This window comes from Pseudomonas sp. R3-57 (genome assembly GCF_051132065.1).
Lineage (GTDB): Bacteria > Pseudomonadota > Gammaproteobacteria > Pseudomonadales > Pseudomonadaceae > Aquipseudomonas.
Genome location: NZ_CP071655.1, coordinates 3,858,479 through 3,880,179, shown reverse-complemented (window position 1 = coordinate 3,880,179; position 21,701 = coordinate 3,858,479). Strand labels below are relative to the sequence as shown.

Here is a 21,701-nt window from a genome sequence, read left to right as displayed (position 1 = left end):
CGCTGTCCGGCTGCATTGATTACAAGATGCTGCGAGGCTTAACTCACCTGCAGCACGATCTTACCGATATGGTCACCTGCCTCCATGTGGGCGTGGGCCTTCGCCGCGTCGGTCAGTGGGTAGACCTTATCGATCAATGGCAGGCAGCGCCCGGCAGCCAGCGCTGGCCAGACATGTTCGCGCAGTTGATCGGCAATGGCGGCTTTTTCGGCAGCGGTGCGGGCGCGCAAGAGGGAGCCGGTGATCACCGCGCGTTTGGCCATCATTGCCAGCAGGTCAAAGTCATTGGCGCGCGCGCCGCCGAGGAAACCAAGCATGACCAGTCGGCCGTCCATCGCCAGGGCGCTGACGTTAGCATTGAGGTACGAGCCGCCCATGATGTCGAGGATTACATTGACGCCCTGGCCTGCGGTTTTTTCGGCGATGACTGCCGCGAAATCTTCATCGCGATAGTTGATCGCTTCGGCGCCGAGATCGCGAATCGCTGCGCACTTGTCCGGGCTGCCGGCGGTGGCAAATGCTTCAATACCGAACTCTCGGCACAGCATCAGCGCGGTAGTGCCGATGCCGCTGGTGCCGCCGTGAATCAGCACACGCTGCCCGCGGCTCGCGCCGCCAAGACCGAACAGGTTGGCCCAGACAGTGAAGAAGGTTTCCGGAATGGCGGCAGCATGCACCCAGTCGAGACCCGCGGGAATCGGCAGAGTCTGGCCGGCTGGAACCGCACAGTATTCGGCATAGCCGCCACCATTGGTCAGCGCGCAGACGCGGTCACCGATGGCGAACTGCTTGACACCTTCACCAAGCGCGACGACTTCGCCGGCAACTTCCAGCCCTGGAATCGGGTTCATGCCGGGCTTCATCGGGTATTTGCCAGCACGCTGCAAGGCGTCCGGGCGATTGATGCCGGCGGCGTGCACGCGAATCAGCACTTCGCCGGCGGCAGCGACCGACAGCGGCAGGCGCTTGGGCTGCAAGACTTCGGGCCCGCCGGGCTCGGTGATTTCGATACGGGTCATTTGATTGGGCAGGGACATGTCGACTCCTGTAGGCATACGTTCTGTAATGGGAGCTTGCCGGGTGGGCAATGATTCCCCTCAATTTGTGCAACGGCGTGGTTCAGCCGCGGCGGGCAGCCACATCACGGCATATTCCAGCAGCAGCGCTATAACGATCGCGCCTGCGGCGAACATGAACAACAACGTGTGCTGACCGCCACTGGCATTGAACAGCGCCGAATAAGCAAACCCGGCCAAGGCTTGAAATGTGGCGAAAGACACCGTGGCGCGGCTCCAGGCGATCTGCTGACCATGATGCTCCGGCACCAGCTCATGCACCCGTGCCAGCGCCAGCGGCACGATCCCCGGCGGGAAAGAACCAAGAATCACCGCCAGCAACGCCAGTGCCAGAAACGCGTGAGAGACCGTCAGCAGACCGAGGGCAACGGCTTGCACCACCAGCACCAAACGAATGCCAGAGCGCGCGCCAAGGTGATCGGCAAGAAAACCATAACTCACTGGCCCGACAATCGCGCCGAGACCGTACATTACCCAGATCAGCGCACCGGTGTGCGCGCCGGCACCGAGGCCACGTGCGACGTAATCAACCAGAAACACCATCGCCGGCACCAGCCCTGCGGCCATGAACGCGTACTGGGCGAACAACAGATACACAGCGCGCGGTGTTGGCTCTGCGCCCGTCGCTTCATGTGTCATTGGCAGATGGGCAAAGTCGTCCGGCCAGCCGAACCAGCTCAGTGCGCTCAGCACCAGCGCCAAAGCGCCAAGGCCGAGCCACGTTGCCTGCAAGCCCAAGCTCAACAGCGGCGGTACCAACGTCCCGGAACCAGCGATGCCGAGGCCGATACCGAGGAAGATCGCACCGCTGGCCAATCCTTTGCGCGCTGCCGGCACATGCGGCAGAACGGTTGCAGCCACCAGCACCATGATTGCGCCACCGGCAATGCCCGACAGCAGCCGCCAGCCGAAGAACCAGCTCACCGACAATGGGAATGCACAGGCAAAAAACGCCGTCGTCACCACCAGCATCATCAGCCGCAGGGCATTTTTATTGCCGAGTTGGCGCGCCGTCGGCCGACCGAGCAGCGCGCCGATCAGGTAGCCGACCAGATTGGCCGCACCGAGGTAGACCACATCATTGGCGCTGAACCAGCGCGCTTCAATCAGCGAAGGGATCAACGGGGTGTAAGCGAAGCGCGCCAGGCCAATGCTGACCAGGCTGGCACAGAGTCCGGCGAAGATCGGCATCCAGATGCCGGAGGAGGTTGAAGTACGCATGACAGCGATCTCATCAAAGGTTTATAGCGCTGAGCATATCCGCTATCGTTGCTGCGATAACGCAGCGATTAAGCGGCGCACTGATGCGAATTTGCATCATTGGAGAGAACATGAATTGGGATGATGCGCGGGTGTTCCTGGCGGTTTGCCGTGAGTCGACGCTGCGGGGCGCGGCACGGGTGCTGGGCGTTGATCAGGCGACCGTCGGGCGGCGTGTCACCGCGTTGGAAAAGACCTTGGGGGCGACGCTGTTCCTGCGCACATCCGACGGTTACGCATTGACGGCGGTCGGCGAAGCGGCGCTCAGGAGTGTGGAGAAAATGGAGCAGTCAGCGCTGGATCTGCAGCGACAAATCGAAGGTCTGGACGATCGTCTGACCGGCACCGTGCGGGTCAGCACCACCGATTCGCTGGCCATTGATTTCCTGATCCCGGCCATGGCGCGCTTGCATGCCCGGCACCCGGACGTGCGCGTGCAACTGGATGCGTCCACGCAGATCCTCAGCCTGGCCAAACGCGAAGCCGATATCGCCGTGCGCAACACCCGGCCAGATAATCCAGACCTGATCGCCCGACGCATTGCCCGCTGGCCGGTGGGCCTGTTCGCTTCGCAGGCTTACATCGACGCCAATGGCTCACCGCAACCAGACACGGCGTTCGAAGGCCATGATCTGGTGGTCTATCAGCCCTATCTGCAAAGCAAGAAAGACCTGACGCTGGTCTCCGAACCGTTGGGTCGCGGGCGAATCGTCGCCGCCCTCAGCTCCAGCCTGCTGGTGCGCCGCTCGATTGCGGCGGGTCTGGGTGTAGGAGAAATCCCGGTGTACATGGGCGAACGCGATGGCCTGATCCGACTGTGGCCGCAACGTACACGACCGCTGCCGTACGACGTGTGGCTGGTGACCCATGCGGATTTGCGCCACACGGCGCGGGTGAGGGCGGTGATCGAGCAGATTGTCGAAGCGTTTTCGCAGGAAAATGAGTGAGCTCAAGGCTGCTTGGAGGAGGCTACATCGGCTGACGAAAAAGCCTACAAACGTGGCCGAATCGGCCGGCTTGTTGGTATGGGGTAACGGCTTTATCGTTTCCCCAGTCTGGTGAGAGTCGCAGGGCTCGCACTGAAACGATCGACCACGGAAGGTCTCGGTAACCGCCAAAGGTGACGAATTGAAAGCCAGGGAATTGAGGCAATACTCAGACAGTGATCCATTCAATGACAGCCGGAATACGCACACCATGAGCAGCATAAGCCGCGAAGATTTCGATGCCAGGATCGAGACCATAGAAGCGAGAATGGATGCGCGGATGGAAGGCGTATCGATGCGTATTGATGCATTCCTGGCGGCTCAGGCGGAGCGGGACAAGACAGACTCCCGGATTCGGTCAGAGATGGACAGGGCGCAGTCGGAGCGGGATAAACGCTTCGAATTGATGTCCTCTGCAATCCAGAACATTGCACAGGAATCGAAAGAAGCCATCAGGCAGGCAAGCACGACGAAAGCCAATGTCTGGGCAGCGGCCGCCGTACAGTTGGTGGGGCTGGTCGCAATCGTCGTCGGTGCCTGTTATGCCAATCAGGCCAACGCCTATGCGGCGGTCCAGACGACGCTGGCGGCGATTCAGGCCGGCAAGGAATTTACCGTACCCATGCCGCCCTCGCTGCCATGGAGCAAATCACCTGAATGAAAAACGGCCTTCATAGGAAGGCCGTTCTGTTGAGCGTTGAAATACCGCGTCATGGCATCTGCGGCAGCTCCTGCGGCCGCAAGTCAAATACCAGCACCTCGGCATCGACACCGTTGCTCAAGGTCAGCAATTGTTCTTCGCGAACCCGCACACCATCGCCTTCCTGCAATGGCTGGCCATTGAGTTCAACACTGCCGCGTGCCACATGCACATACGCGTAACGGTCGGCCGGCAGTTTCAGCGTGGCGCTTTCTTCGCCGTCGAACAGCCCGGCGAACACACGTGCGTCCTGGCGAACTTTCAGCGAGCCGTCCTTGCCGTCTGGCGAGATGATCAATTGCAGGCGACCGCGTTTTCTCTGCGCGCTGAAATGCTCCTGTTGATAACGCGGTTTGGCACCGCTGACTTCCGGCACGATCCAGATCTGCAGAAAATGCACAGGCCTGGTGGCCGAATGGTTGAACTCGCTGTGCGCCACGCCGCTGCCGGCGCTCATCAGTTGCACGTCGCCCGGGCGGATGACCGAGCCGGTACCCAGTGTGTCCTTGTGTTCCAGTGCACCTTCCAGCACGTAGGAAAAGATCTCCATGTCGCGGTGCGGGTGCTGGCCGAAACCTTTGCCGGCAGCAACGCGGTCATCATTGATCACCAGCAGGTCGGAGAAACCCTGTTCACGAGGGTTGCGATAGCTGGCGAAGGAAAAGGTGTGAAACGACTTCAACCAGCCATGATTGGCGAGGCCACGATCGGAGGCTTTGCGAAGAGTCAGCATGATTAAAATCTCCTGGCGGGACGTGAATTCGTCCGAGTGAGGAGAAGGTTACTGTTAACCGTGAAATCCAATAAGTAGGTGAAAACTGAAAGACTGTCTCGGTCAGGTTGACAGTTGTGCGAGGCCGCTCACACAATTTTTCGCGCCTGCAATGCCTCGCTTGGTCATAATGTCCGGCCTGTCTCATGTTCTCGATTGAAGTGACGTGCTCCCATGAAAACCGTGGCAATGGTGCTGTTTCCCGACTTTCTCCTGCTCGACATGGCCGGGCCGCTGGAGGTTTTTGCGGTTGCCAACCGCTACCTCAAGCCCGACGCGCACTATCAATTGGTCACCCTGGGAACCGAGCCCGGCGCGCTGCGGGCGTCCAACGGGGTGATGGTCCAGGCTGATCGGACAATCGACGAAGACACCGAGCGCTATGACCTGTTGCTTGTGCCCGGCGGCCCTGGCGCCTACAACCAGCAGTTTCCTGCCTTGTTCGCCTGGCTCAAAGGCGCCGTGCAGCGGGCCGAGTATTACGGTTCGATTTGCACCGGTGCGTTTGTATTGGGGCATGCCGGTCTGCTTGATGGCTATCAGGTGACCACGCACTGGAATTACACCGAGCGGCTGATCCGGGCGTTTCCCAAGGCGGACGTCGCCACCGATCAGATCTATATCGAAGACCGCAACCTGATCACCTCCGGCGGTGTGACCGCAGGCATTGATATGGCATTGGCCGTGGTGGCCCGCGATCACGGCAAGAAACTCGCCCAGGATGTCGCCAAAGTTCTGCTGGTGGTGATGAAGCGTCAGGGCGGACAGGCGCAATTCAGCCCGTTGATGGCGGCCGTGGCTCCGCAGGAGACGCCGATCACCCGCGCGCAGAGCTACGTACTCGAACACCTCGACGAAACATTCACGGTCGAGCGCATGGCGGCTATTGCCAATATGAGTGCGCGGCATTTCGCCCGGGTGTTCGCCCGGGAAATCAACATGACGCCGATGGAGTTTCTGCAAAGCGCCCGCGTCGACTGTGCACGAAATCTGTTGGAAACCAGCGAGTTGCCGCTCAAGACCGTGGCCTACAAAAGCGGCTTCGGCAGCGTCCGGCACATGCGTTCGCTGTTCGCCGAAAAGCTCGGCCTGACCCCGGCGCAGTACCGCGAGCAGTTCAGCTAGAGCGTTTCTGTCCGTCTGGCGCCTCGGTATGTCCGTATTGCGCCCCGTGTCGCCGTTGTCGCGTCATCGAACGCTGCCAAGATGGTTGGCATGAACAGCCTCGATGATTTCAACCCGGCGTCAGTGCTGCGTTTCGGCCCTTACACCTTTCATGTGCGACAACGACTGGTCCTCAACGGGGATCAGCCAGTGCGCGTGGGCAGTCGTGCGCTGGACATTTTGCAGGTGTTGGTCGAGCGGGCCGGTCGGGTGGTCACCAAGGCGCAATTGATCGCCCAGGTGTGGCCGACGTCGGTGGTCGAGGAAATCAACTTGCGAGTGCACATCGCGGCACTGCGCCGCGCACTGGGCGACGGTGGCAACGGTCAGCGTTACATCGTTAACTTGCCGCAGTGCGGCTACAGTTTCATTGCCCCGGTGCATCGCGACAGTGCAGCGCCGCAGACACCTGCCAATGCGCCACCACCGCACAACTTGCCCGCGCGCCTGACCCCGGTGATCGGCCGCGATGCGCTGGTGGGCAGTCTGATGCGACACCTGCCAGCGTGTCGCCTGCTGACCATCACCGGCCCGACCGGCGTGGGCAAGTCCACCGTGGCCCTACGGGTAGCGGAACTGTTGGTGCAGTATTTTCGCCATGGCGTCTGGCACGTCGATCTCGCGCAGATCAGCGACGACAGCGCATTGCTGGAGCATTGTCTGGACCGGCTCGGCAGCGATCTGGCCGGGCTGTGCGAACGTCATGCCTTGCTGGTGCTCGACAACGCCGAGCATCAGCATGCGGCCTGCAAGGCACTGGTCGAAACCCTGTCAGGCGTGGCGCCACGTGTGTCCTTTCTGGTTACCAGCCGTGAGCCCTTGCAGGTCAGCGGTGAAGTCCTCAAACAACTGCCACCCTTGAACCTGCCAAAGCCTGTCGCAGTCGACGATGTCGCCGAGGCCATGGGCTGCGCGGCGGTGCAGTTGTTCGTCAGTCGCGCACGGGCGCGCCAGCATGATTTCCAGCTGCGCACTCAGGATGTGCAGCCGCTACGCGAAATTTGCCGACAACTCGACGGCTTGCCGCTGGCCATCGAACTGGCGGCGGCGCAGATCGATGCGCTGGGTCTGGTCGGGTTGCACATGCACGTGGCCAATGGGCTGCAAGTGCTCAGCCAGGGTCGGCGCACCGCCGTGCCGCGCCATCAGTCGATGCAGGCTGCGCTGGACTGCAGCTATCAGCGCTTGAGTGAACCGGAGCAGCGCGTATTGCAGCGCTTATCGGTATTCAAAATGCCTTTCACGCTGGAGGCGGCGCTGGCGGTGGTCAGTTGCACGCAACTGGCCTCGTCGCGCCTCGCCGCGATCATCACAAGCCTGGTGCACAAATCGCTGCTGACGGAGGAGGGTAGCGGCAGCGCTTGCCGATACCGCATGCTCAACACCACTCGACGTTATGCGCGCGAGCAGCTTGAACGCAGCGGGGAAGGGGTCGAGCTTGAGCGTCGGTATGCGCGCTACATTAATCAGTTACGCCGCGTCTCAGGCGTGCATGCCCTCACTTAAGGCTTCGATAAGCCCGCGCGCTTTGCGCAAGTCCGGGGTCGCATGGCCTTCATTGAACCGCTCAATGACAGGACGCAGCAGATTCAGTGCTTGATGACCGCGCGACTGGCTTTGCCAGAGTTGCGCCAGTGATGTGGCGCTGCGCAGTTCCCAGGCGAGGGCGCCTTGGGTGCGGGCGGTGGTCAGGGCTTGTTGCAGGAGGTGTTCGGCTTGCTTGATATTGGCGTTGTCTGACAGGACGCCATCGCTGGCAGGCCAGCTCCCACAGGGATCAGTGGCGTATCCAGAATCTTCCAACGCCTGCGCCCGCAAAATTTCTGCCGTGCTCCATCCCGCCTCGCCACTCAGCGCTCGCTGCAGCAAGGCATCGTCGACAAAACGCGGATCCAGCGTGACCATGATTTCACCGATCAACCCGCCGCTCTCCGTCGGCGCCAGGTCGCTGGACTCTGCATCAATGACCTGTGCGTAATGCCGACCCCAATGATTGAACAACAGCACCGAATGCTTCTGCGATTGCTCCAACAGCAGACGCAGCAGCATGCGGGCGTTTTGTTGATCGCCGTTGTAATGAGCGATCGGACAACTGGCCAATGCCAGGGTGTAACAGATCGAGGTGCCGTGATCGATCTGCACGGCGATGTCCAGCGCCTGGCGCGCCGCGCGCCACGCCTGCTCGGGCAAACCTTGCATCCACAAGACCCGCGCCAGCACCGTCAACGAGGCCACGCTCTGGTCGTATTGCACGCCAAATCCGTGGGTGAAACGGTTGACGTTGCCGCTGTGCGCCATGCGCTGCAAGACCTGTTCGGCATGGGTGCGCGCCTGCGGCTGGTCGCCGGCGTAATGCAGCGCCAGTACGCGCAAGCGGTGCGTGCTCAGTGACAGCAACGGATCGCCGTGCAGGCCGAGGCGGTCGAACTGCTCGCTCTGCGCCAGCGCGAGGCGGTAATGCCCGCAACTGAGGTTGACCGCCATGTGCCCGGACACCGCACGCAACTGGCCAGCAACGTCGTTGTGCGCCTGCGCCAGTTGCTGCGCCTGGGCAAAGGCGTCGATGGTTTCGGCGGTGCCGCCCCAGGTGTGGTAGCAGGCACTGCCCAGGGCCAGTTTCAGCGTGATTTGCAGCCGCGGGCAAGGCTCGTTCCGCTCATCGAACAGGCTTAGCGCCCGGCGCACATAGCCGCCATATTCCTTGAGCAACGACAATTCTTGCCACAACGGCGCCGAGGCCGCCGCCAGACGAATCCCCAACCCCCCGGAGCCGACCCCGTGCAGGCTCCACTCCAGCGCCGCGCGCAAATCTTCGAGCCCACGGGCGTAGCGTTCGATCCACAGCGCCGTCGGGGTATGTTCCCACTCGCTTTTCGCCTGCTGCATCAGCGCCAGGCAGCGCTCGGCGTGACGATCACGCGTGTCATCGAATTCCGCGGCCTGTTCGAGTTTTTCCAGCGCATAGCGGCGGGTGGTGTCGAGCAAGCGATAGAACACCTGTTCATCGCCGACCTCGACGCTGAGCAAGGATTTGGCCACCAATTGGGTGATCGAGACGAATACCACGCTGGGGTTGATCTGCTCGCCAACGATCACAGCCGCCGCCGACTCCAGGGTAAAACCGCCGCGAAAAACAGCCAGACGCCGCAGGCACGTCTGTTCGCAACGCTCCAGCAGATTGAAACTCCAGTCCAGCGTAGCGCGCAGCGTGAGGTGGCGTTCATGACTGCTTTGTCGGCCTTTGCTCAAAGCCGGCAGGCGACCCTGCAACTGCCTGAGCAGACCGTCGAGGCCGAGCTCGGCAACCTGCGCGGCCGCCAGTTCCAGCGCCAGCGGCATCCCGTCCAGTCGGTGGCAGATTTCGATCACCTGCGGCAGCTGAGCGTCGCTCAGTTCGAAATTTTCCTGGGCGGCCGTGGCTCGCTCGATGAACAGTTGCAGTGCCGAGAATTCGAGTACCTGTTCGCGACTGAGCATCGTACTCATCGACGGGTAGGCGAGCGCGTCCAGGCGCTGGACACACTCGCCTTCGGCCCGCAGGCTTTCGCGGCTGGTGGCAAGAATGTGCACTTTCGGGGCACCGCGCAGAATGCTTTCGCTGAGGGTCGCGACGGCGTCGATCAGGTGTTCACAGTTGTCGAGCAGCAACAGCATCTGCCGTGGTTGCAGCGCGTCGACCAGCGCCGCCAGCGAGTCGCCTTCGGGCAGCACCAGATCAAGCAGGGTGGCGAGGTGCGAGCCGATCAGCGCAGGGTCGTTGAGCGGCGCCAGATCCACCAGGCGAATACCGTCGCGGTAAAAGCCGATCAACTGCTCGGCGACCCGCAGCGCGACGGTGGTCTTGCCGATTCCGCCAGGGCCGACCAGGGTGATGCAGCGTCGACGCGGCAGCTCGTTCATCAGGCTGTCGACCAGTGGCTGGCGGCCGATCATGCGCGTGCGCCGCAAGGGCAGATTGTGGCGACCGCCGGCATCGTCCAAAGGGCGCTCCTCCATGGAATGCAGCAGGAGCGGCGCGACAAAACTGTAGCCTCGCTGCGCCACCGTGACGATGTAGCGCTGGCCGGCCTGACCGTCACCGAGCGCCTTGCGCAATGCCGCCATGTGCACGCGCAAATTGATTTCTTCGACCACACTGTCCGGCCAGACCCCGGCCATCAGTTCCTGCTTGCTCACCACTTCGCCGGCCTGCGCCAGCAAAATCAGCAGAATGTCCATCGCCCGTCGACCCAGACGCAACGGTTGCTCGCCTTCGAATACGCGGCGTTGTCCGGGATGAATCCGATAGGGGCCGAAACCGATGGCCTGATTCGGGGAAAGACTCAACAGCTCACTCCTGCGGCGCTGCGGCGGACGGTACCGAACGGTCGCGCACGCAGGTGCGGGCTCTCTGGTTCGGGTGTCTGGGCATGATCCTCAGGTTTGCGCATGGGTGCAACGGGCGCCTCGATCAGAACATGCCGGGCTGCGAACGCGGCGACCGCGGTTCGCGCATGATCTGGCAGCGCCAGGCGAACGGGTTGATCCCTTCGCTACGGGTGAACATGTGACAGAAATGCGCCTGATCGCAGAAGCCGCATTCCAGGCTTATATGCGTCAGGCTCAGGTCGGTGTGCTGGATCAGCAACTTGGCGCGGGCGATGCGCTGGGTACGAATCCAGTCCTGCGGCGAAAGCCCGGTGCTGCACTTGAAGGCGCGGGAAAAATGACTGCGTGACAGTGAGCAGGCGCGGGCCAGTTCGGCCACTTCCAGGCTGTCACCGAGGCGTTCGAGGATCAGTTGTTTGACCAGCCGCTCGCGTTGCGGACTGAGCCCGCCAATGGCAGGTGTATCCGGTTGGCGGGCAGGGGCGAGGGCGACGGTGGGTTGCAATTGAGCCATGGCCAAGGTCCGTGTCGATGGGGAATGCACGAAAGGCGCATCCCGTCAGGTCAAAAAACAACGCTGTGCGAGTGACGGCATTGTTCAGCGCGGGCTTCGAGCTGACGAGTTAATCGTTGTTAATTGCCGCGCATCGACCGGAACTCAGCACATCCTTGCAAGTCTGCGCCGGGCGTTTTGCGCCACGATCCGGGCAAGCGTGGCGAACCGACAGGGCCGCCGCAGTCGGTCAGGTTCAGGAGAATTCGATGAAAAGCATGTTCAAAGCCGCGACGACCATGACGCTCGCACTGGCGATGTCCTGCGCGATGGCGCAAGCACCACAAGTGGGCATCCAGGCGCCGGGTTATTTCCGTCTGGCGGTGGGCGATTACGAAGTCACGGCGTTGTTCGACGGCTACAACGACTTGTCGCCCAAGCTGCTGCAAGGCATGAGTCAGAGCCAGATTCGTGCGCTGCTCGCGCGCCGTTCGATTGAAACGCCGGGCGTGCAGACCGCGTTCAACGCCTTTCTGGTCAATACCGGCAAACAACTGATTCTGGTCGACAGCGGCGCCGGCCAGTGCATCGGCGCCACCGCTGGCCAACTGCTGAACAACATGCAGGCGGCCGGCTATAAACCGGAACAGGTCGATACGATTCTGCTGACGCACCTGCACCTGGATCATGTCTGCGGTCTGGTCGATGGACAGAAGCAGGCGCTGTTCAGCAACGCCACGGTGTACGCGGCCAAGGCCGAAGCCGATTACTGGCTCGACCCGGCCGCACTGGCCAAGGCCCCGGCCGGCGCCAAAGAATTCTTCGAGATCGCCCAGCAATCCACTGCCGCTTACGTCGCTGCCGGGCGTTTCAAGACCTTCAGCGCAGGCGAGTCGCCATTGCCGGGCGTGGTCGAAGCCACGCTCGAAGCCGGGCATACGCCAGGCAGCACCACCTATCGTTTTACCTCGCAGAAGCAGAGCATCGTGTTCATGGGCGATCTGGTGCACAACCTCGCGGTACAATTCCTGCATCCGGAAGTGTCGATCGGCTTCGACGTCAACAGCCAGCAGGCGATCAATAGCCGGCAGGCGGTGTTCAGCGCGGCGGCGGCGAGCAAGACGTGGGTCACCGCCGCGCACCTGCCGTTCCCCGGGATCGGCCACATCACTGCCGAAGGCAAACATTTCCAATGGGTGCCGGTGGAATACGGCCCGTACAAACGCGCGGCCAAAGTACCGTTGATCGAGTAAAGTGCGTAGCGCCGACCCGCTTGAGCGGCTGACATTGATAAGGACGACCTGCCCATGAACCGTAACGACCTGCGTCGCGTCGACATGAACCTGCTGGTGATTTTCGAGGCGCTGATGTTCGAGAAGAACCTGACCCGCGTCGCCGAAAAACTGTTCATGGGCCAGCCCGCTGTCAGCGCGGCGCTCGGCCGTTTGCGTGACCTGTTCGACGATCCATTGCTGTTGCGCAATGGGCGCGGCATGGAGCCGACTGCGCGGGCGCTGGCAATTCTCAAGGAACTGCAACCGGCGATGGATGTGATTTCCGGGGCGGTCAGCCGGGCCAAGGAATTCGAGCCAGCGAGCAGTTGCGACGTGTTTCGCATTGGCCTGTCGGATGACGCCGAATTCGGCCTGTTTCCGCCGCTGCTGCGTCAGCTTCAGCAGGAAGCGCCGGGGATTGTCGTGGTGGTGCGCCGTGCGAACTATCTGCTGATGCCAGCGCTGCTGGCCTCGGGGGAAATCTCCGTGGGCGTCAGCTACACCACCGATCTGCCGGCCAATGCCAAGCGCAAGAAGCTGCGTGACATTCCCTGCAAGGTGCTACGCGGCGATGACCGTCCGGGGCCGCTGACGCTGGACGAATATTGCGCGCGTCCGCATGCGATGGTGTCGTTCTCGGGTGACCTGAGCGGCAATATCGATCTGGACCTGGCGAAGATTGGCCGCTGTCGCCGGGTGGTTCTGGGAGTGCCGCAGTTCAGTGGTTTGCGCGCCTTGTTGGCTGGCACCGAGATGATTGCCACTGTGCCGGATTATGCTGCCTGCGCCTTGGTTGAGGGTTGTGCGTTGCGTGCTGAAGATCCGCCGTTTCCGATCGATGCGGCGCAGTTGTCGATGGCCTGGAGCGGGGTGCATGACAATGACCCGGCGGAGAAGTGGCTGCGGTCGCGGATCAGTCAGTTCATGGCGGCGCCGCTTGGCTGAGTTTTTGTGGTTCTGGATGAAGGGGGGCATATCCGTTGCTGCGGGTGCTGCGGCTGGCGGTTTCGCCTGACGGCGACTTACTTTTTTACAAGCGCCAAAAAAAGTAAGCAAAAAACGCTTGCTCCTACGTCCGGCCCTCGCAGGCTCGGGTCCCTTCGCTGCGGAATCGATCCGGGCGCAGCGGCTACGGTTTGCTTCGCTGCACCTACTTCCGCTGTGTCTGGCTGCGCCAGACGGTCGCTGCGCTCCCACGCCCGGATCGATCCCTTCGCTCAGCCTTCCGATGTCGCCGGTGGATCAAGATCAAAAGCAGGCGAGCTGACACTCGGCCTATTGAGTGGTGAAAAGCGTCGCATGGCTTGGGATTTGCGGTGGATTCGCCCCTCACCCCAACCCTCTCCCCCAGGAGAGGGAGCCGATTTTTGAGCCGTTCAAAACCTGAGTACGACTCGGTATTTCACGTCGGCGTAGCTTTTCCAGGCACCCCGGTCAGTCCCCTCTCCCTCTGGGAGAGGGCTAGGGTGAGGGGCTTTTGATTTTCAGGCTGAGCCGTTGGATCAAGGTCAACATCAAAAGCAGGCGAGCTGGCACTCGGCCTCCGGGTGGGCTCGGTTCATGTAGGAGCTTGCCTGCAAGCGATAGCGGCTTGACAGCCGACCCGTTCCGCACGGGTATTACACATTCCCTGTAAGCCTTCACCTGCATTTTTTCCTCGCTGTCTGCACACCATCCATGCTCTGAAAACCAACTAAGCACACCCATCCAATTTCTTCCGCCCTTGCCTTGGCATGATTCTCGTCAATGACATTCAAAGGGTAGGGTCATGAATATTTCGAGGGATGAACGGGCGCAAGCCATCGGTTTGCTGTTCCTGCGGGTCAGTGGCGGGTTGTTTCTGTTGTGGGTGCACGGCTTGCCCAAGCTGCTCGACTTCACCGCGCAACTGCAACTGATCGAAGACCCGTTCCACCTCGGTGCACACCTCACGCTGAGCCTGGCGATTTTCGCTGAAGTCCTCTGTCCGCTGCTGATCGTCGCCGGTGTTCTGGCGCGGTTGGCCTGCTTGCCTATTCTCTTCGTGCTGCTCGTTGCGTTGCTGGTCGTGCATCCGCAATGGAGTGTGGCTGAAGGGCAGTTCGGCTGGTTGCTGTTGATCCTCTTTACCACTGTGTTCATTGCCGGGCCGGGTCGGCTGGCGATCAATGTTCGTTTGCCCGGAGTACTGCGTTATGCCTGAAGCCCTGAATCAACTCACACCGGGGGCCGATGAGACCGTCACGTTGATCATCAAGCACCGGGTCAAGGCCGGTTTCGAGTCGGCGTATGAAGCCTGGCTGCGCAATATTGTCCGAGTGGCGGGGCAGCGCGAAGGGCATCTGGGCGTCGACGTGGTGCGCGGCAAGCGTGGGCGCCTCGACTTCTATACCTGCGTGCTGCGCTTCAGCAGCACCGAAGCGATGCAAGGTTGGCTGGAATCGTCCGAGCGTCAGGCGCTGGTCGCCGAAGCCGCGCCGATGCTGGCTGACGGCGATCAGACCGAAGTGGCGCCGGTCAACGAGTTCTGGTTCTCGCCATTGGCTGACGCCGCTTCGCCACCGCCGCGCTGGAAACAAGCCGTGGTGTCATTGCTGGTCATTCTGCCGCACACCTTGCTGGTGCCTCTGATCTGGGGACCGTTGCTGGCGTTGCATCCACTCCTTTCCAACTACGTGGTCGCCACCTTTTTTATCACCCTGACCATCGTCCTCTCGGTGGTGTACGTGGTGATGCCACCGGTGACCCGTTTGTTCACGCCGTGGCTGGAAGCCAGTCAGGCCCATGAGCACCTCGATTCCCAAGAAACCTCGCCGCGTTGAGCGGGGTTTGCTTCTTTTTACTTTTGCTTGAGGAACTGCGATGAACGCCGATCTGATTCTGTTCAATGGCCAATTTCATACGGTTGACCGCGAAAAACCGCTCGCCAGCGCCGTGGCGATCAAGGACGGCCGCTTCGTCGCCGTCGGTAACGACGCCGAAGCCATGGCCCTCAAGGGCAGCGCCACGCAAGTGGTCGACATGAAGGGCCGCTGCGTCATTCCTGGCCTCAATGACTCGCACCTGCACTTGATCCGTGGCGGTTTGAACTACAACCTCGAACTGCGCTGGGAAGGTGTGCCGTCGCTCGCCGACGCGCTGCGCATGCTCAAGGATCAGGCCGATCGCACGCCGACCCCGCAATGGGTGCGCGTGGTCGGTGGCTGGAACGAATTCCAGTTCGCCGAAAAGCGCATGCCGACCCTCGAAGAAATCAACCAGGCGGCGCCGGACACCCCGGTGTTCATCCTGCACCTGTACGATCGTGCCTTGCTCAACCGCGCGGCATTGCGCGTCGCCGGTTACACCCGCGACACACCGAACCCGCCGGGCGGCGAGATCGTGCGCGACAGCAACGGCAACCCGACCGGCATGCTGGTTGCGCGGCCGAACGCGATGATTCTCTACTCGACGCTGGCCAAGGGGCCGAAGCTGCCGCTGGAATATCAGGTCAACTCGACCCGGCAGTTCATGCGCGAACTCAATCGCCTCGGCCTGACCAGCGCGATCGACGCCGGCGGTGGTTTCCAGAACTACCCGGACGATTATCAGGTGATCGAGCAACTGGCCAAAGAAGACCAGTTGACCGTGCGCATCGCCTACAACCTGTTCACCCAGAAGCCGAAAGAAGAACTGACCGATTTCCAGAACTGGACCGGCAGCGTCAAGTTACACCAGGGCGACGACTTCCTGCGCCACAACGGCGCCGGCGAAATGCTGGTGTTCTCGGCGGCCGACTTCGAAGACTTCCTCGAACCGCGTCCGGACCTGCCGCAGACCATGGAACAAGAGCTGGAGCCGGTGGTTCGTCATCTGGTCGAACAGCGCTGGCCGTTCCGCCTGCACGCCACGTACAACGAATCGATCAGCCGCATGCTCGACGTGTTCGAGAAGGTCAATCGTGACATTCCGTTCAACGGTCTGCCGTGGTTCTTCGACCACGCCGAAACCATCACCCCGCAGAACATCGAGCGAGTCAAAGCGCTGGGCGGCGGCATTGCGATTCAGGATCGCATGGCGTTCCAGGGCGAATACTTCGTTGATCGCTATGGCAAACAAGCCGCCGAAGCGACGCCGCCGATCAAGCGCATGCTCGCTGAAGGCGTGCCGGTGGGCGCCGGTACCGACGCCACGCGCGTGTCGAGCTACAACCCGTGGACTTCGCTGTACTGGATGGTCAGCGGTCGCACCGTCGGCGGTCTGGCTCTGTACGAAGAAGGTCTGCCACGCAGCACCGCGCTGGAGCTGTTCACCCACGGCAGCGCCTGGTTCTCCTCGGAGCAGGGCAAGAAGGGCCAGATTCGCGTCGGGCAACTGGCGGATCTGGCGGCACTGAGCGCGGATTTCTTCAGCGTCGAAGAAGAGGCCATCAAGTGGATCGAGTCGGTGATGACCGTGGTCGGCGGCAAGATCGTCTACGCCGCCGGCGATTTCGAAGACCTCGGCCCGCGCTCGATTCCGGTGCTGCCGGACTGGTCGCCGGTGGTCAAGGTGCCGGGCCACTGGCGCCCGAACTCGCCGTTGCAGGCGCAGGTTCACCAGTGCAGCGGGCCGTGCGCGGTGCACACCCACAGCCATGAAAAGGCGCGGATGTCGAACGCGCCGGTCAGCGACTTCGCCGGTTTCTGGGGCGCGTTCGGCTGTTCCTGCTTCGCCTTCTGATTTCGAAAAAAGCGCCGGTCATCCCGGCCGGCGCTTCACGCAACAACCATCCATCCAGGAGTTTTGCCATGAGCGTTCCTTACAAGCGTCTGAACAAAGATGATGCCGTCGTGCTGCTGGTCGATCACCAGACCGGTCTGATCTCGCTGGTCCAGGATTTCACCCCGAACGAGTTCAAGAACAACGTGCTGGCGCTGGGCGACATCGCCAAGTTCTTCAAACTGCCAACCATCCTCACCACCAGCTTCGATGCAGGTCCCAACGGCCCGATCGTGCCTGAACTGCGCGAGCAGTTCCCGGACGCACCGTTCATCCAGCGTCCAGGCCAGATCAACGCTTGGGACAACGAAGACTTCGTCAAGGCGATCAAGGCTACCGGCCGCAAGCAACTGATCATTGCTGGTGTGGTGACCGACGTCTGCGTAGCGTTCCCGACCCTGTCGGCCATTGCCGAAGGTTTCGAAGTGTTCGTGGTGACCGACTCGTCGGGCACTTTCAACACCACCGTGCAGCAAGCGGCGTGGGCGCGTATGTCGGCTGCCGGTGCTCACCTGTTGAACTGGTTCTCGGTGGCGTGCGAGCTGCAGGGTGACTGGCGCAACGACATGGAAGGTCTGGCGCACCTGCTGTCGGAGCGTCTGCCTAACTATCGCAACCTGATCAACAGCTATACCAAGTTTACTGCTCAGTAATTGGGTGCGAGTCTGAAAAGCCCCTCATCGGAACGCCGCCCGCCTACCCCTCTCCCAGAGGGAGAGGGGACTGACCGAGGGGCTCTTTCGAGATACTCCGACCTCCAATATCGAGTCGATCTCCGGTGTTGCAAGGCTTGAAGATCGGCTCCCTTTCCCCCTCGCCCCCTTGGGGGAGAGGGCTGGGCGGGCGGCGTTCCGATGAGGGGGGAGGCTTTTGATCTTGATCTTCAGCGCTTCTGCAACCACCCCAAAAACCCTCCCTTCTTCACCGCCACCGGTTTGGCCATCAACGCGAGGCGACTGTTCTGCTGACGCACCGCCTGCAACTTGTTCAAGGCCCGACCCACCTCACTGCGTTTGCCCATGCACTCACGGGTCAACTGCTTGTCGAGTCGATAAACGATGCTCGACGTCAGCGCCGTGAACGTCGCCTGCGACGGCGTGTCGGCGAGGATGCTCTGTTCACCCATCACCTCACTCGGACCCATACGCCCGGCTTCGACCTTGTTGTCGCCATCCGGCACAGTCGCGCTGACCACGCCTGTGGCAATCACGAACAGGCTGTCCGGCACTTCATCCAGGTCGAGAACCACCTGACCCGCCGTGTATTGCTCGGCGACCATCGATTCGGCGAGGCGATCACGCTCGTCACTGCTCAGCGAACGGAAGATCTTCACCTCGTCGAGCAACGCGCGGGCGCGGCTCGAGGGTTCGATCACGCCATCGGGATGACGCGAAATGCCGGCGGCTTCGAGATGCCGGTGGGCGAGGTCGAACAGTTGATTGCGCACTTCGCTTTTCTTGCCCAGCTCGGCGATGAAACCGCTGGCGACGTACTCCGACATGGTTTCGCCGGCCTCCTTCAGCACGGCTTTTGGTGCCGGGCTGAGCAACAGCGAACTGCTGCCTTGCAGCGTGCGATCCAGCGCATCGAGCACCCGGCGTGGGCGGATATGGTTAGGCACTTTGATGCTGATCGACACGCCATGCATGTTGTTCGGGCGGCTGAGGTTGACGATCTTCGCCTTGGCCGCCACCGAGTTCGGCACCACCGCCATGGTCCCGGCACTGGTCAGCAGATGGGTGGCGCGCCAGTCGATGTCGAACACCTTGCCTTCGACGCCGTCGATCATCACGAAATCGTCCACCTGATACGGCTTGGTGGTGTTCAGCACGATCCCGGAAAACACATCGGCCAGCGTGCTTTGCAGCGCCAGACCAACAACGATGGCGACCACGCCCGACGTCGCCAGCAGACCTTTCACCGGCAGCTCCAGCACATAACCGGCGGCGGCGACGATGGCGACGAGAAACACCAGCGCGCCGATCACGTCCTGCAACAGACGGCCGCTGTGGCCGATGCGACGCATCAGGGCCAGGCCGATGACTTCGGTCAGCACCCGCGCGGCGTACAGCCACCAGAGAATGCCCAGCGCCGTCGCGCCCAATTGCGCCACCGGGTCATCGGCAAATTGCGGCGCCTGCAACGGGCTGACACCGGCGTTGATCACCAGCGCGCTAAAGGCCAGGAACAGCACCAGCCGCACACCGACTTTCGGCGCGCGATGCTTGTAGGGCGCGAAGTGCCACAGCGCGGCGTCGAGCAACAACAGCACGGCGCTCCAGGAGAGCAGGTGAGCGAGAAGGAAAGTCATGGGCGTTACTCACACAAAAAGCCCGGCGCTTTTAGGGCGCCGGGCCTGGGCTCAGTTGAGGTGGGTTTTCAGTTCGGCGGCCGCTTGCCGTACCGCTGCCTGCACTTCGGGAATCTGGCTCAGTGGGTTGAGCAGGCCGAAGTCATGGATCATCCCGTTGTAGCGCACCGAGGTCACCGCCACGCCGGCCGCATCCAGGTGCCGCGCATAGCCTTCGCCTTCATCGCGCAGGACGTCGAATTCGGCGGTCTGCACCAGCGCTGCCGGCAAGCCTTTGAGCTGTTCGCGGCTGGCGTTGAGCGGCGAGGCGTGGATCTGCGCACGCTCGGCCGGGTTGATGGTGTAGTTGTCCCAGAACCACTGCATCATGCCTTTGGTGAGGAAATGCCCCTCGGCAAATTGCTGGTACGAACCGTCGTTAAACTGCGCATTGGTCACCGGCCACATCAGCAACTGGAAGCGCAGCGCCGGGGCTTTTTGTTCCTTGGCCATCAACGCCACCACCGCGGCCATGTTGCCGCCGACGCTGTTGCCGGCCACGGCGAGGCGCATGCCGTCGACGCCAATTTCCTTGCCGTGCTCGGCGACCCATTTCGTTGCGGCGTAGGCCTGGTTGATCGCGGTCGGGTACTGCGCTTCCGGCGACGGCGTGTAATCGACGTACACCGCAACAGCCCCAGAGCCGACCACCAGATCACGAATCAGCCGTTGGTGCGTCGGGAAGTCGCCGAGCACCCAGCCGCCACCGTGGAAGAACATGAACACCGGCAACTCGCCCTTGACCTTGGCCGGGCGCACTACTTTCAGGTTGATCGTCTGGCCGTCGACCTTGATCGCCTTGTCGCTGACTTCAATCCCCGACAGATCCACTTTCACCGACGCCTGGGCACCGGTCAGCACCGCACGGGCGTCTTTCGGGCTCAACTGTTCCAGCGGCTTGCCGCCGCCAGCGGCGAGGGCATCGAGGAAGGCCTGGGTGTTGTGTTCGACCCCGGTACTTTCAGCGGCGAACGCATTGCCGATGGACAGGGCGAGGAAGGATGCGGCGAGGGTTTTCTTGACGATGCTCATGGGTGGAAATCCTTTTGAATGTTTTTTGATTTTTTGCCTGAGTTGCGGGCTGCTGTGGCGCTGGGTTTCTGGCCTCAGCAACACCGTGAGCACAGATTAATGGGCTGCTGAAAAGTGAAAAAGCAGCTATAAAGCGTTTAACTGTCCACCAGAGAGTGACAATGAACCCGTTCGAAGACATGCGTATTTTTTGCCAGGTCATGGACTCCGGCAGCTTCACCTCAGCGGCTGATCAGTTGGGCCTGTCCAAGCAGTTCGTCAGCCGTCGTTTGATGCAGTTGGAAGAGCGGCTTGGCGTGCGTTTATTGAACCGCTCGACCCGGCGCCTCGATGTCACCCCGCTGGGGCAGAGTTATTACGAAGCGGCCTTGCGCTTGCTGAGCGAAGTCGAGCAAGTCGAGCAGGGCATCGCCGGGGAAACGGCGGAGCCGCGCGGGACGATCCGCCTGAGCGCGCCGCTGTCGTTTGCCGTGGCGCATCTGGGTTGCCTGCTGCCGCTGTTTCTGCAGCGCTATCGCGAAGTGACGGTGGAAGTGGACCTGAGCGATCGCCCGGTGGACTTGCTGGGCGAGGGCTACGACCTGGCCCTACGCATTGGCACGCTGGAGGACTCGACGCTGATCGCCCGGCGCATCGCGTCCATCGAACGAGTGTATTGCGCAAGCCCGGCCTATTTGGCCGAACGCGGTACGCCACTCAAGCCTGAAGACCTGCACGGCCATGATTGCTTGCCGTATGGTCACGGGCGCTCGGTGCAATGGCGATTCAACGAAGGGCAGGGCAAACCGGTATTGATTAACGTCGCCGGGCGCATGCGCGTGAATAATGGTGAATTGCTGCGCGATGCGGCGGTGCAGGGGATGGGTATTACTTATCTGCCGACATTCATCGTCGGCGCGGCGTTGAAGGATGGACGACTGGTGCCGGTGCTGGACGATCTGCGCCCCGAGCCACTGACGTTGTCGGCGGTTTATCCGCAGCATCGGCAGGCATCGAGGCCGGTGCAGGCGCTGGTGGAGTTTTTGCGTGAGCGGTTGAACCAGAGCCATGTGAATCTTTGATCTGGAAAGAAAGCTTTTCTGCCCCTTGACGTTCCGTCGGGCTTGATAGCAGAAGATGGTGTGTTGTGATTAACTTTGATTCAGTTTGTTGCGAGAGTAGGCAAGCTCAATCACAGGTCACTATTCTGTTGGCTTATGACTCTCGCTGCCCTCAATCATCAGGAGACACTCACATGGCCGCGACAATGAAAACCCGATCCGTTACTGCCCACGTTCCGGTGCAGTTGGCCGAGAAGGTCGACCTGATGGCCGAGCGTCTTGAACGCTCGCGCAACTGGATCGTGAAACAAGCCCTGAGCGCCTGGATTGATCAAGAAGAAGAACGCAGCCGTTTGACGCGCGAAGCGTTGGCTGATGTGGACGCCGGGCGCGTCATCGATCATCAATCGGTGCAGGCTTGGGCGGACAGCTTGAGTTCTGATGCTCCGCTCAAGGCACCACTTTAA

The 21,701-nt window shown here is 61.6% G+C and carries 19 protein-coding genes; 12 read left to right on the top strand and 7 right to left on the bottom strand.

Going from position 1 to position 21,701, the window contains the following annotated elements; genetic code table 11:
- Nucleotides 1-38 precede the first annotated feature (38 nt).
- Both J3P93_RS17350 and J3P93_RS17345 read right to left on the bottom strand, forming a co-directional pair.
- Complete coding sequence (locus J3P93_RS17350) at nucleotides 39-1,037, bottom strand: NAD(P)H-quinone oxidoreductase (RefSeq protein ID WP_434590019.1); 999 nt, start codon at nucleotides 1,035-1,037, stop codon at nucleotides 39-41.
- A 60-nt stretch (nucleotides 1,038-1,097) separates the two neighbouring features.
- Nucleotides 1,098-2,297, bottom strand: a complete 1,200-nt coding sequence (locus J3P93_RS17345; protein ID WP_434590017.1) for a YbfB/YjiJ family MFS transporter — start codon at nucleotides 2,295-2,297, stop codon at nucleotides 1,098-1,100.
- A 110-nt stretch (nucleotides 2,298-2,407) separates the two neighbouring features.
- Here J3P93_RS17345 and J3P93_RS17340 point away from each other — a divergent pair, with 110 nt between their 5' ends.
- A complete protein-coding gene (locus tag J3P93_RS17340; RefSeq protein WP_434590015.1) occupies nucleotides 2,408-3,283 on the top strand; it encodes a LysR family transcriptional regulator in 876 nt (291 codons plus the stop codon).
- 250 nt (nucleotides 3,284-3,533) lie between these two features.
- Nucleotides 3,534-3,983 carry a hypothetical protein gene (locus J3P93_RS17335; protein WP_434590013.1) on the top strand — a complete coding sequence of 150 codons (450 nt, stop codon included), beginning with the start codon at nucleotides 3,534-3,536 and terminating at the stop codon, nucleotides 3,981-3,983.
- Nucleotides 3,984-4,032: 49 nt separating this feature from the next.
- Here the strand turns inward: J3P93_RS17335 and J3P93_RS17330 are convergent, their stop codons facing one another.
- Complete coding sequence (locus J3P93_RS17330; RefSeq protein ID WP_203421544.1) at nucleotides 4,033-4,755, bottom strand: pirin family protein; 723 nt, start codon at nucleotides 4,753-4,755, stop codon at nucleotides 4,033-4,035.
- 213 nt (nucleotides 4,756-4,968) lie between these two features.
- On the opposite strand from J3P93_RS17330, the gene J3P93_RS17325 reads away from it, so the two are divergent.
- Together J3P93_RS17325 and J3P93_RS17320 are read left to right on the top strand one after the other, a co-directional pair.
- Nucleotides 4,969-5,919, top strand: coding sequence for a GlxA family transcriptional regulator (locus J3P93_RS17325; RefSeq protein ID WP_434590011.1), 951 nt, complete (start codon nucleotides 4,969-4,971; stop codon nucleotides 5,917-5,919).
- 90 nt (nucleotides 5,920-6,009) lie between these two features.
- The gene (locus J3P93_RS17320; RefSeq protein WP_434590009.1) at nucleotides 6,010-7,464 is read left to right on the top strand and encodes an ATP-binding protein; all 1,455 of its coding nucleotides are present in this window, start codon (nucleotides 6,010-6,012) and stop codon (nucleotides 7,462-7,464) included.
- Here the strand turns inward: J3P93_RS17320 and J3P93_RS17315 are convergent.
- The gene (locus tag J3P93_RS17315) at nucleotides 7,441-10,284 is read right to left on the bottom strand and encodes an ATP-binding protein (RefSeq protein ID WP_434590006.1); all 2,844 of its coding nucleotides are present in this window, start codon (nucleotides 10,282-10,284) and stop codon (nucleotides 7,441-7,443) included. The two genes, J3P93_RS17320 and J3P93_RS17315, sit on opposite strands and share 24 nt — an antisense overlap.
- A 124-nt stretch (nucleotides 10,285-10,408) precedes the next feature.
- Entirely contained in the window at nucleotides 10,409-10,840 is a 432-nt protein-coding gene (locus J3P93_RS17310) for a helix-turn-helix domain-containing protein (RefSeq protein WP_090282697.1), read from the bottom strand.
- 248 nt (nucleotides 10,841-11,088) lie between these two features.
- Here J3P93_RS17310 and J3P93_RS17305 point away from each other — a divergent pair, with 248 nt between their 5' ends.
- From J3P93_RS17305 to ycaC, 6 genes are all read left to right on the top strand, one after another.
- Nucleotides 11,089-12,072 carry an MBL fold metallo-hydrolase gene (locus J3P93_RS17305; protein WP_434590003.1) on the top strand — a complete coding sequence of 328 codons (984 nt, stop codon included), beginning with the start codon at nucleotides 11,089-11,091 and terminating at the stop codon, nucleotides 12,070-12,072.
- A 54-nt stretch (nucleotides 12,073-12,126) separates the two neighbouring features.
- Nucleotides 12,127-13,038 (top strand): LysR substrate-binding domain-containing protein, encoded by a 912-nt coding sequence (locus J3P93_RS17300; protein WP_434590000.1) that lies wholly within the window; start codon nucleotides 12,127-12,129, stop codon nucleotides 13,036-13,038.
- A gap of 823 nt (nucleotides 13,039-13,861) precedes the next feature.
- On the top strand, nucleotides 13,862-14,275 hold the full coding sequence (locus tag J3P93_RS17295; protein WP_434589998.1) for a DoxX family protein: 414 nt from the start codon (nucleotides 13,862-13,864) through the stop codon (nucleotides 14,273-14,275).
- The gene (locus tag J3P93_RS17290; protein ID WP_434589996.1) at nucleotides 14,268-14,894 is read left to right on the top strand and encodes an antibiotic biosynthesis monooxygenase; all 627 of its coding nucleotides are present in this window, start codon (nucleotides 14,268-14,270) and stop codon (nucleotides 14,892-14,894) included. The genes J3P93_RS17295 and J3P93_RS17290 overlap by 8 nt, the downstream gene beginning before the upstream one ends.
- Before the next feature lie 40 nt (nucleotides 14,895-14,934).
- The gene (locus tag J3P93_RS17285) at nucleotides 14,935-16,773 is read left to right on the top strand and encodes an amidohydrolase (protein ID WP_208937974.1); all 1,839 of its coding nucleotides are present in this window, start codon (nucleotides 14,935-14,937) and stop codon (nucleotides 16,771-16,773) included.
- A gap of 68 nt (nucleotides 16,774-16,841) precedes the next feature.
- On the top strand, nucleotides 16,842-17,465 hold the full coding sequence (gene ycaC, locus J3P93_RS17280; RefSeq protein ID WP_090282704.1) for an isochorismate family cysteine hydrolase YcaC: 624 nt from the start codon (nucleotides 16,842-16,844) through the stop codon (nucleotides 17,463-17,465).
- A 230-nt stretch (nucleotides 17,466-17,695) separates the two neighbouring features.
- Here ycaC and J3P93_RS17275 read toward each other — a convergent pair whose 3' ends face one another.
- Both J3P93_RS17275 and J3P93_RS17270 read right to left on the bottom strand, forming a co-directional pair.
- Nucleotides 17,696-19,123, bottom strand: coding sequence for a mechanosensitive ion channel domain-containing protein (locus J3P93_RS17275; protein ID WP_434589991.1), 1,428 nt, complete (start codon nucleotides 19,121-19,123; stop codon nucleotides 17,696-17,698).
- A 51-nt stretch (nucleotides 19,124-19,174) separates the two neighbouring features.
- Nucleotides 19,175-20,194, bottom strand: coding sequence for an alpha/beta hydrolase (locus J3P93_RS17270; protein ID WP_434589988.1), 1,020 nt, complete (start codon nucleotides 20,192-20,194; stop codon nucleotides 19,175-19,177).
- A gap of 161 nt (nucleotides 20,195-20,355) precedes the next feature.
- On the opposite strand from J3P93_RS17270, the gene J3P93_RS17265 reads away from it, so the two are divergent.
- Together J3P93_RS17265 and J3P93_RS17260 are read left to right on the top strand one after the other, a co-directional pair.
- On the top strand, nucleotides 20,356-21,255 hold the full coding sequence (locus tag J3P93_RS17265; protein WP_434589986.1) for a LysR family transcriptional regulator: 900 nt from the start codon (nucleotides 20,356-20,358) through the stop codon (nucleotides 21,253-21,255).
- Between the two features lie 173 nt (nucleotides 21,256-21,428).
- Nucleotides 21,429-21,701: a CopG family ribbon-helix-helix protein gene (locus tag J3P93_RS17260; protein WP_090282708.1), complete on the top strand. Its 273-nt coding sequence runs from the start codon at nucleotides 21,429-21,431 to the stop codon at nucleotides 21,699-21,701.

Coding starts and splice junctions, on each gene's coding strand:
- ycaC (WP_090282704.1), top strand. CDS start 16,842: ATGAGCGTTCCTTACAAGCGTCTGAACAAAGATGATGCCGTCGTGCTG.
- J3P93_RS17260 (WP_090282708.1), top strand. CDS start 21,429: ATGGCCGCGACAATGAAAACCCGATCCGTTACTGCCCACGTTCCGGTG.
- J3P93_RS17320 (WP_434590009.1), top strand. CDS start 6,010: ATGAACAGCCTCGATGATTTCAACCCGGCGTCAGTGCTGCGTTTCGGC.
- J3P93_RS17290 (WP_434589996.1), top strand. CDS start 14,268: ATGCCTGAAGCCCTGAATCAACTCACACCGGGGGCCGATGAGACCGTC.
- J3P93_RS17345 (WP_434590017.1), bottom strand. CDS start 2,297: ATGCGTACTTCAACCTCCTCCGGCATCTGGATGCCGATCTTCGCCGGA.
- J3P93_RS17270 (WP_434589988.1), bottom strand. CDS start 20,194: ATGAGCATCGTCAAGAAAACCCTCGCCGCATCCTTCCTCGCCCTGTCC.
- J3P93_RS17305 (WP_434590003.1), top strand. CDS start 11,089: ATGAAAAGCATGTTCAAAGCCGCGACGACCATGACGCTCGCACTGGCG.
- J3P93_RS17275 (WP_434589991.1), bottom strand. CDS start 19,123: ATGACTTTCCTTCTCGCTCACCTGCTCTCCTGGAGCGCCGTGCTGTTG.
- J3P93_RS17325 (WP_434590011.1), top strand. CDS start 4,969: ATGAAAACCGTGGCAATGGTGCTGTTTCCCGACTTTCTCCTGCTCGAC.
- J3P93_RS17330 (WP_203421544.1), bottom strand. CDS start 4,755: ATGCTGACTCTTCGCAAAGCCTCCGATCGTGGCCTCGCCAATCATGGC.
- J3P93_RS17350 (WP_434590019.1), bottom strand. CDS start 1,037: ATGTCCCTGCCCAATCAAATGACCCGTATCGAAATCACCGAGCCCGGC.
- J3P93_RS17335 (WP_434590013.1), top strand. CDS start 3,534: ATGAGCAGCATAAGCCGCGAAGATTTCGATGCCAGGATCGAGACCATA.
- J3P93_RS17310 (WP_090282697.1), bottom strand. CDS start 10,840: ATGGCTCAATTGCAACCCACCGTCGCCCTCGCCCCTGCCCGCCAACCG.
- J3P93_RS17285 (WP_208937974.1), top strand. CDS start 14,935: ATGAACGCCGATCTGATTCTGTTCAATGGCCAATTTCATACGGTTGAC.
- J3P93_RS17300 (WP_434590000.1), top strand. CDS start 12,127: ATGAACCGTAACGACCTGCGTCGCGTCGACATGAACCTGCTGGTGATT.
- J3P93_RS17340 (WP_434590015.1), top strand. CDS start 2,408: ATGAATTGGGATGATGCGCGGGTGTTCCTGGCGGTTTGCCGTGAGTCG.
- J3P93_RS17295 (WP_434589998.1), top strand. CDS start 13,862: ATGAATATTTCGAGGGATGAACGGGCGCAAGCCATCGGTTTGCTGTTC.
- J3P93_RS17265 (WP_434589986.1), top strand. CDS start 20,356: ATGAACCCGTTCGAAGACATGCGTATTTTTTGCCAGGTCATGGACTCC.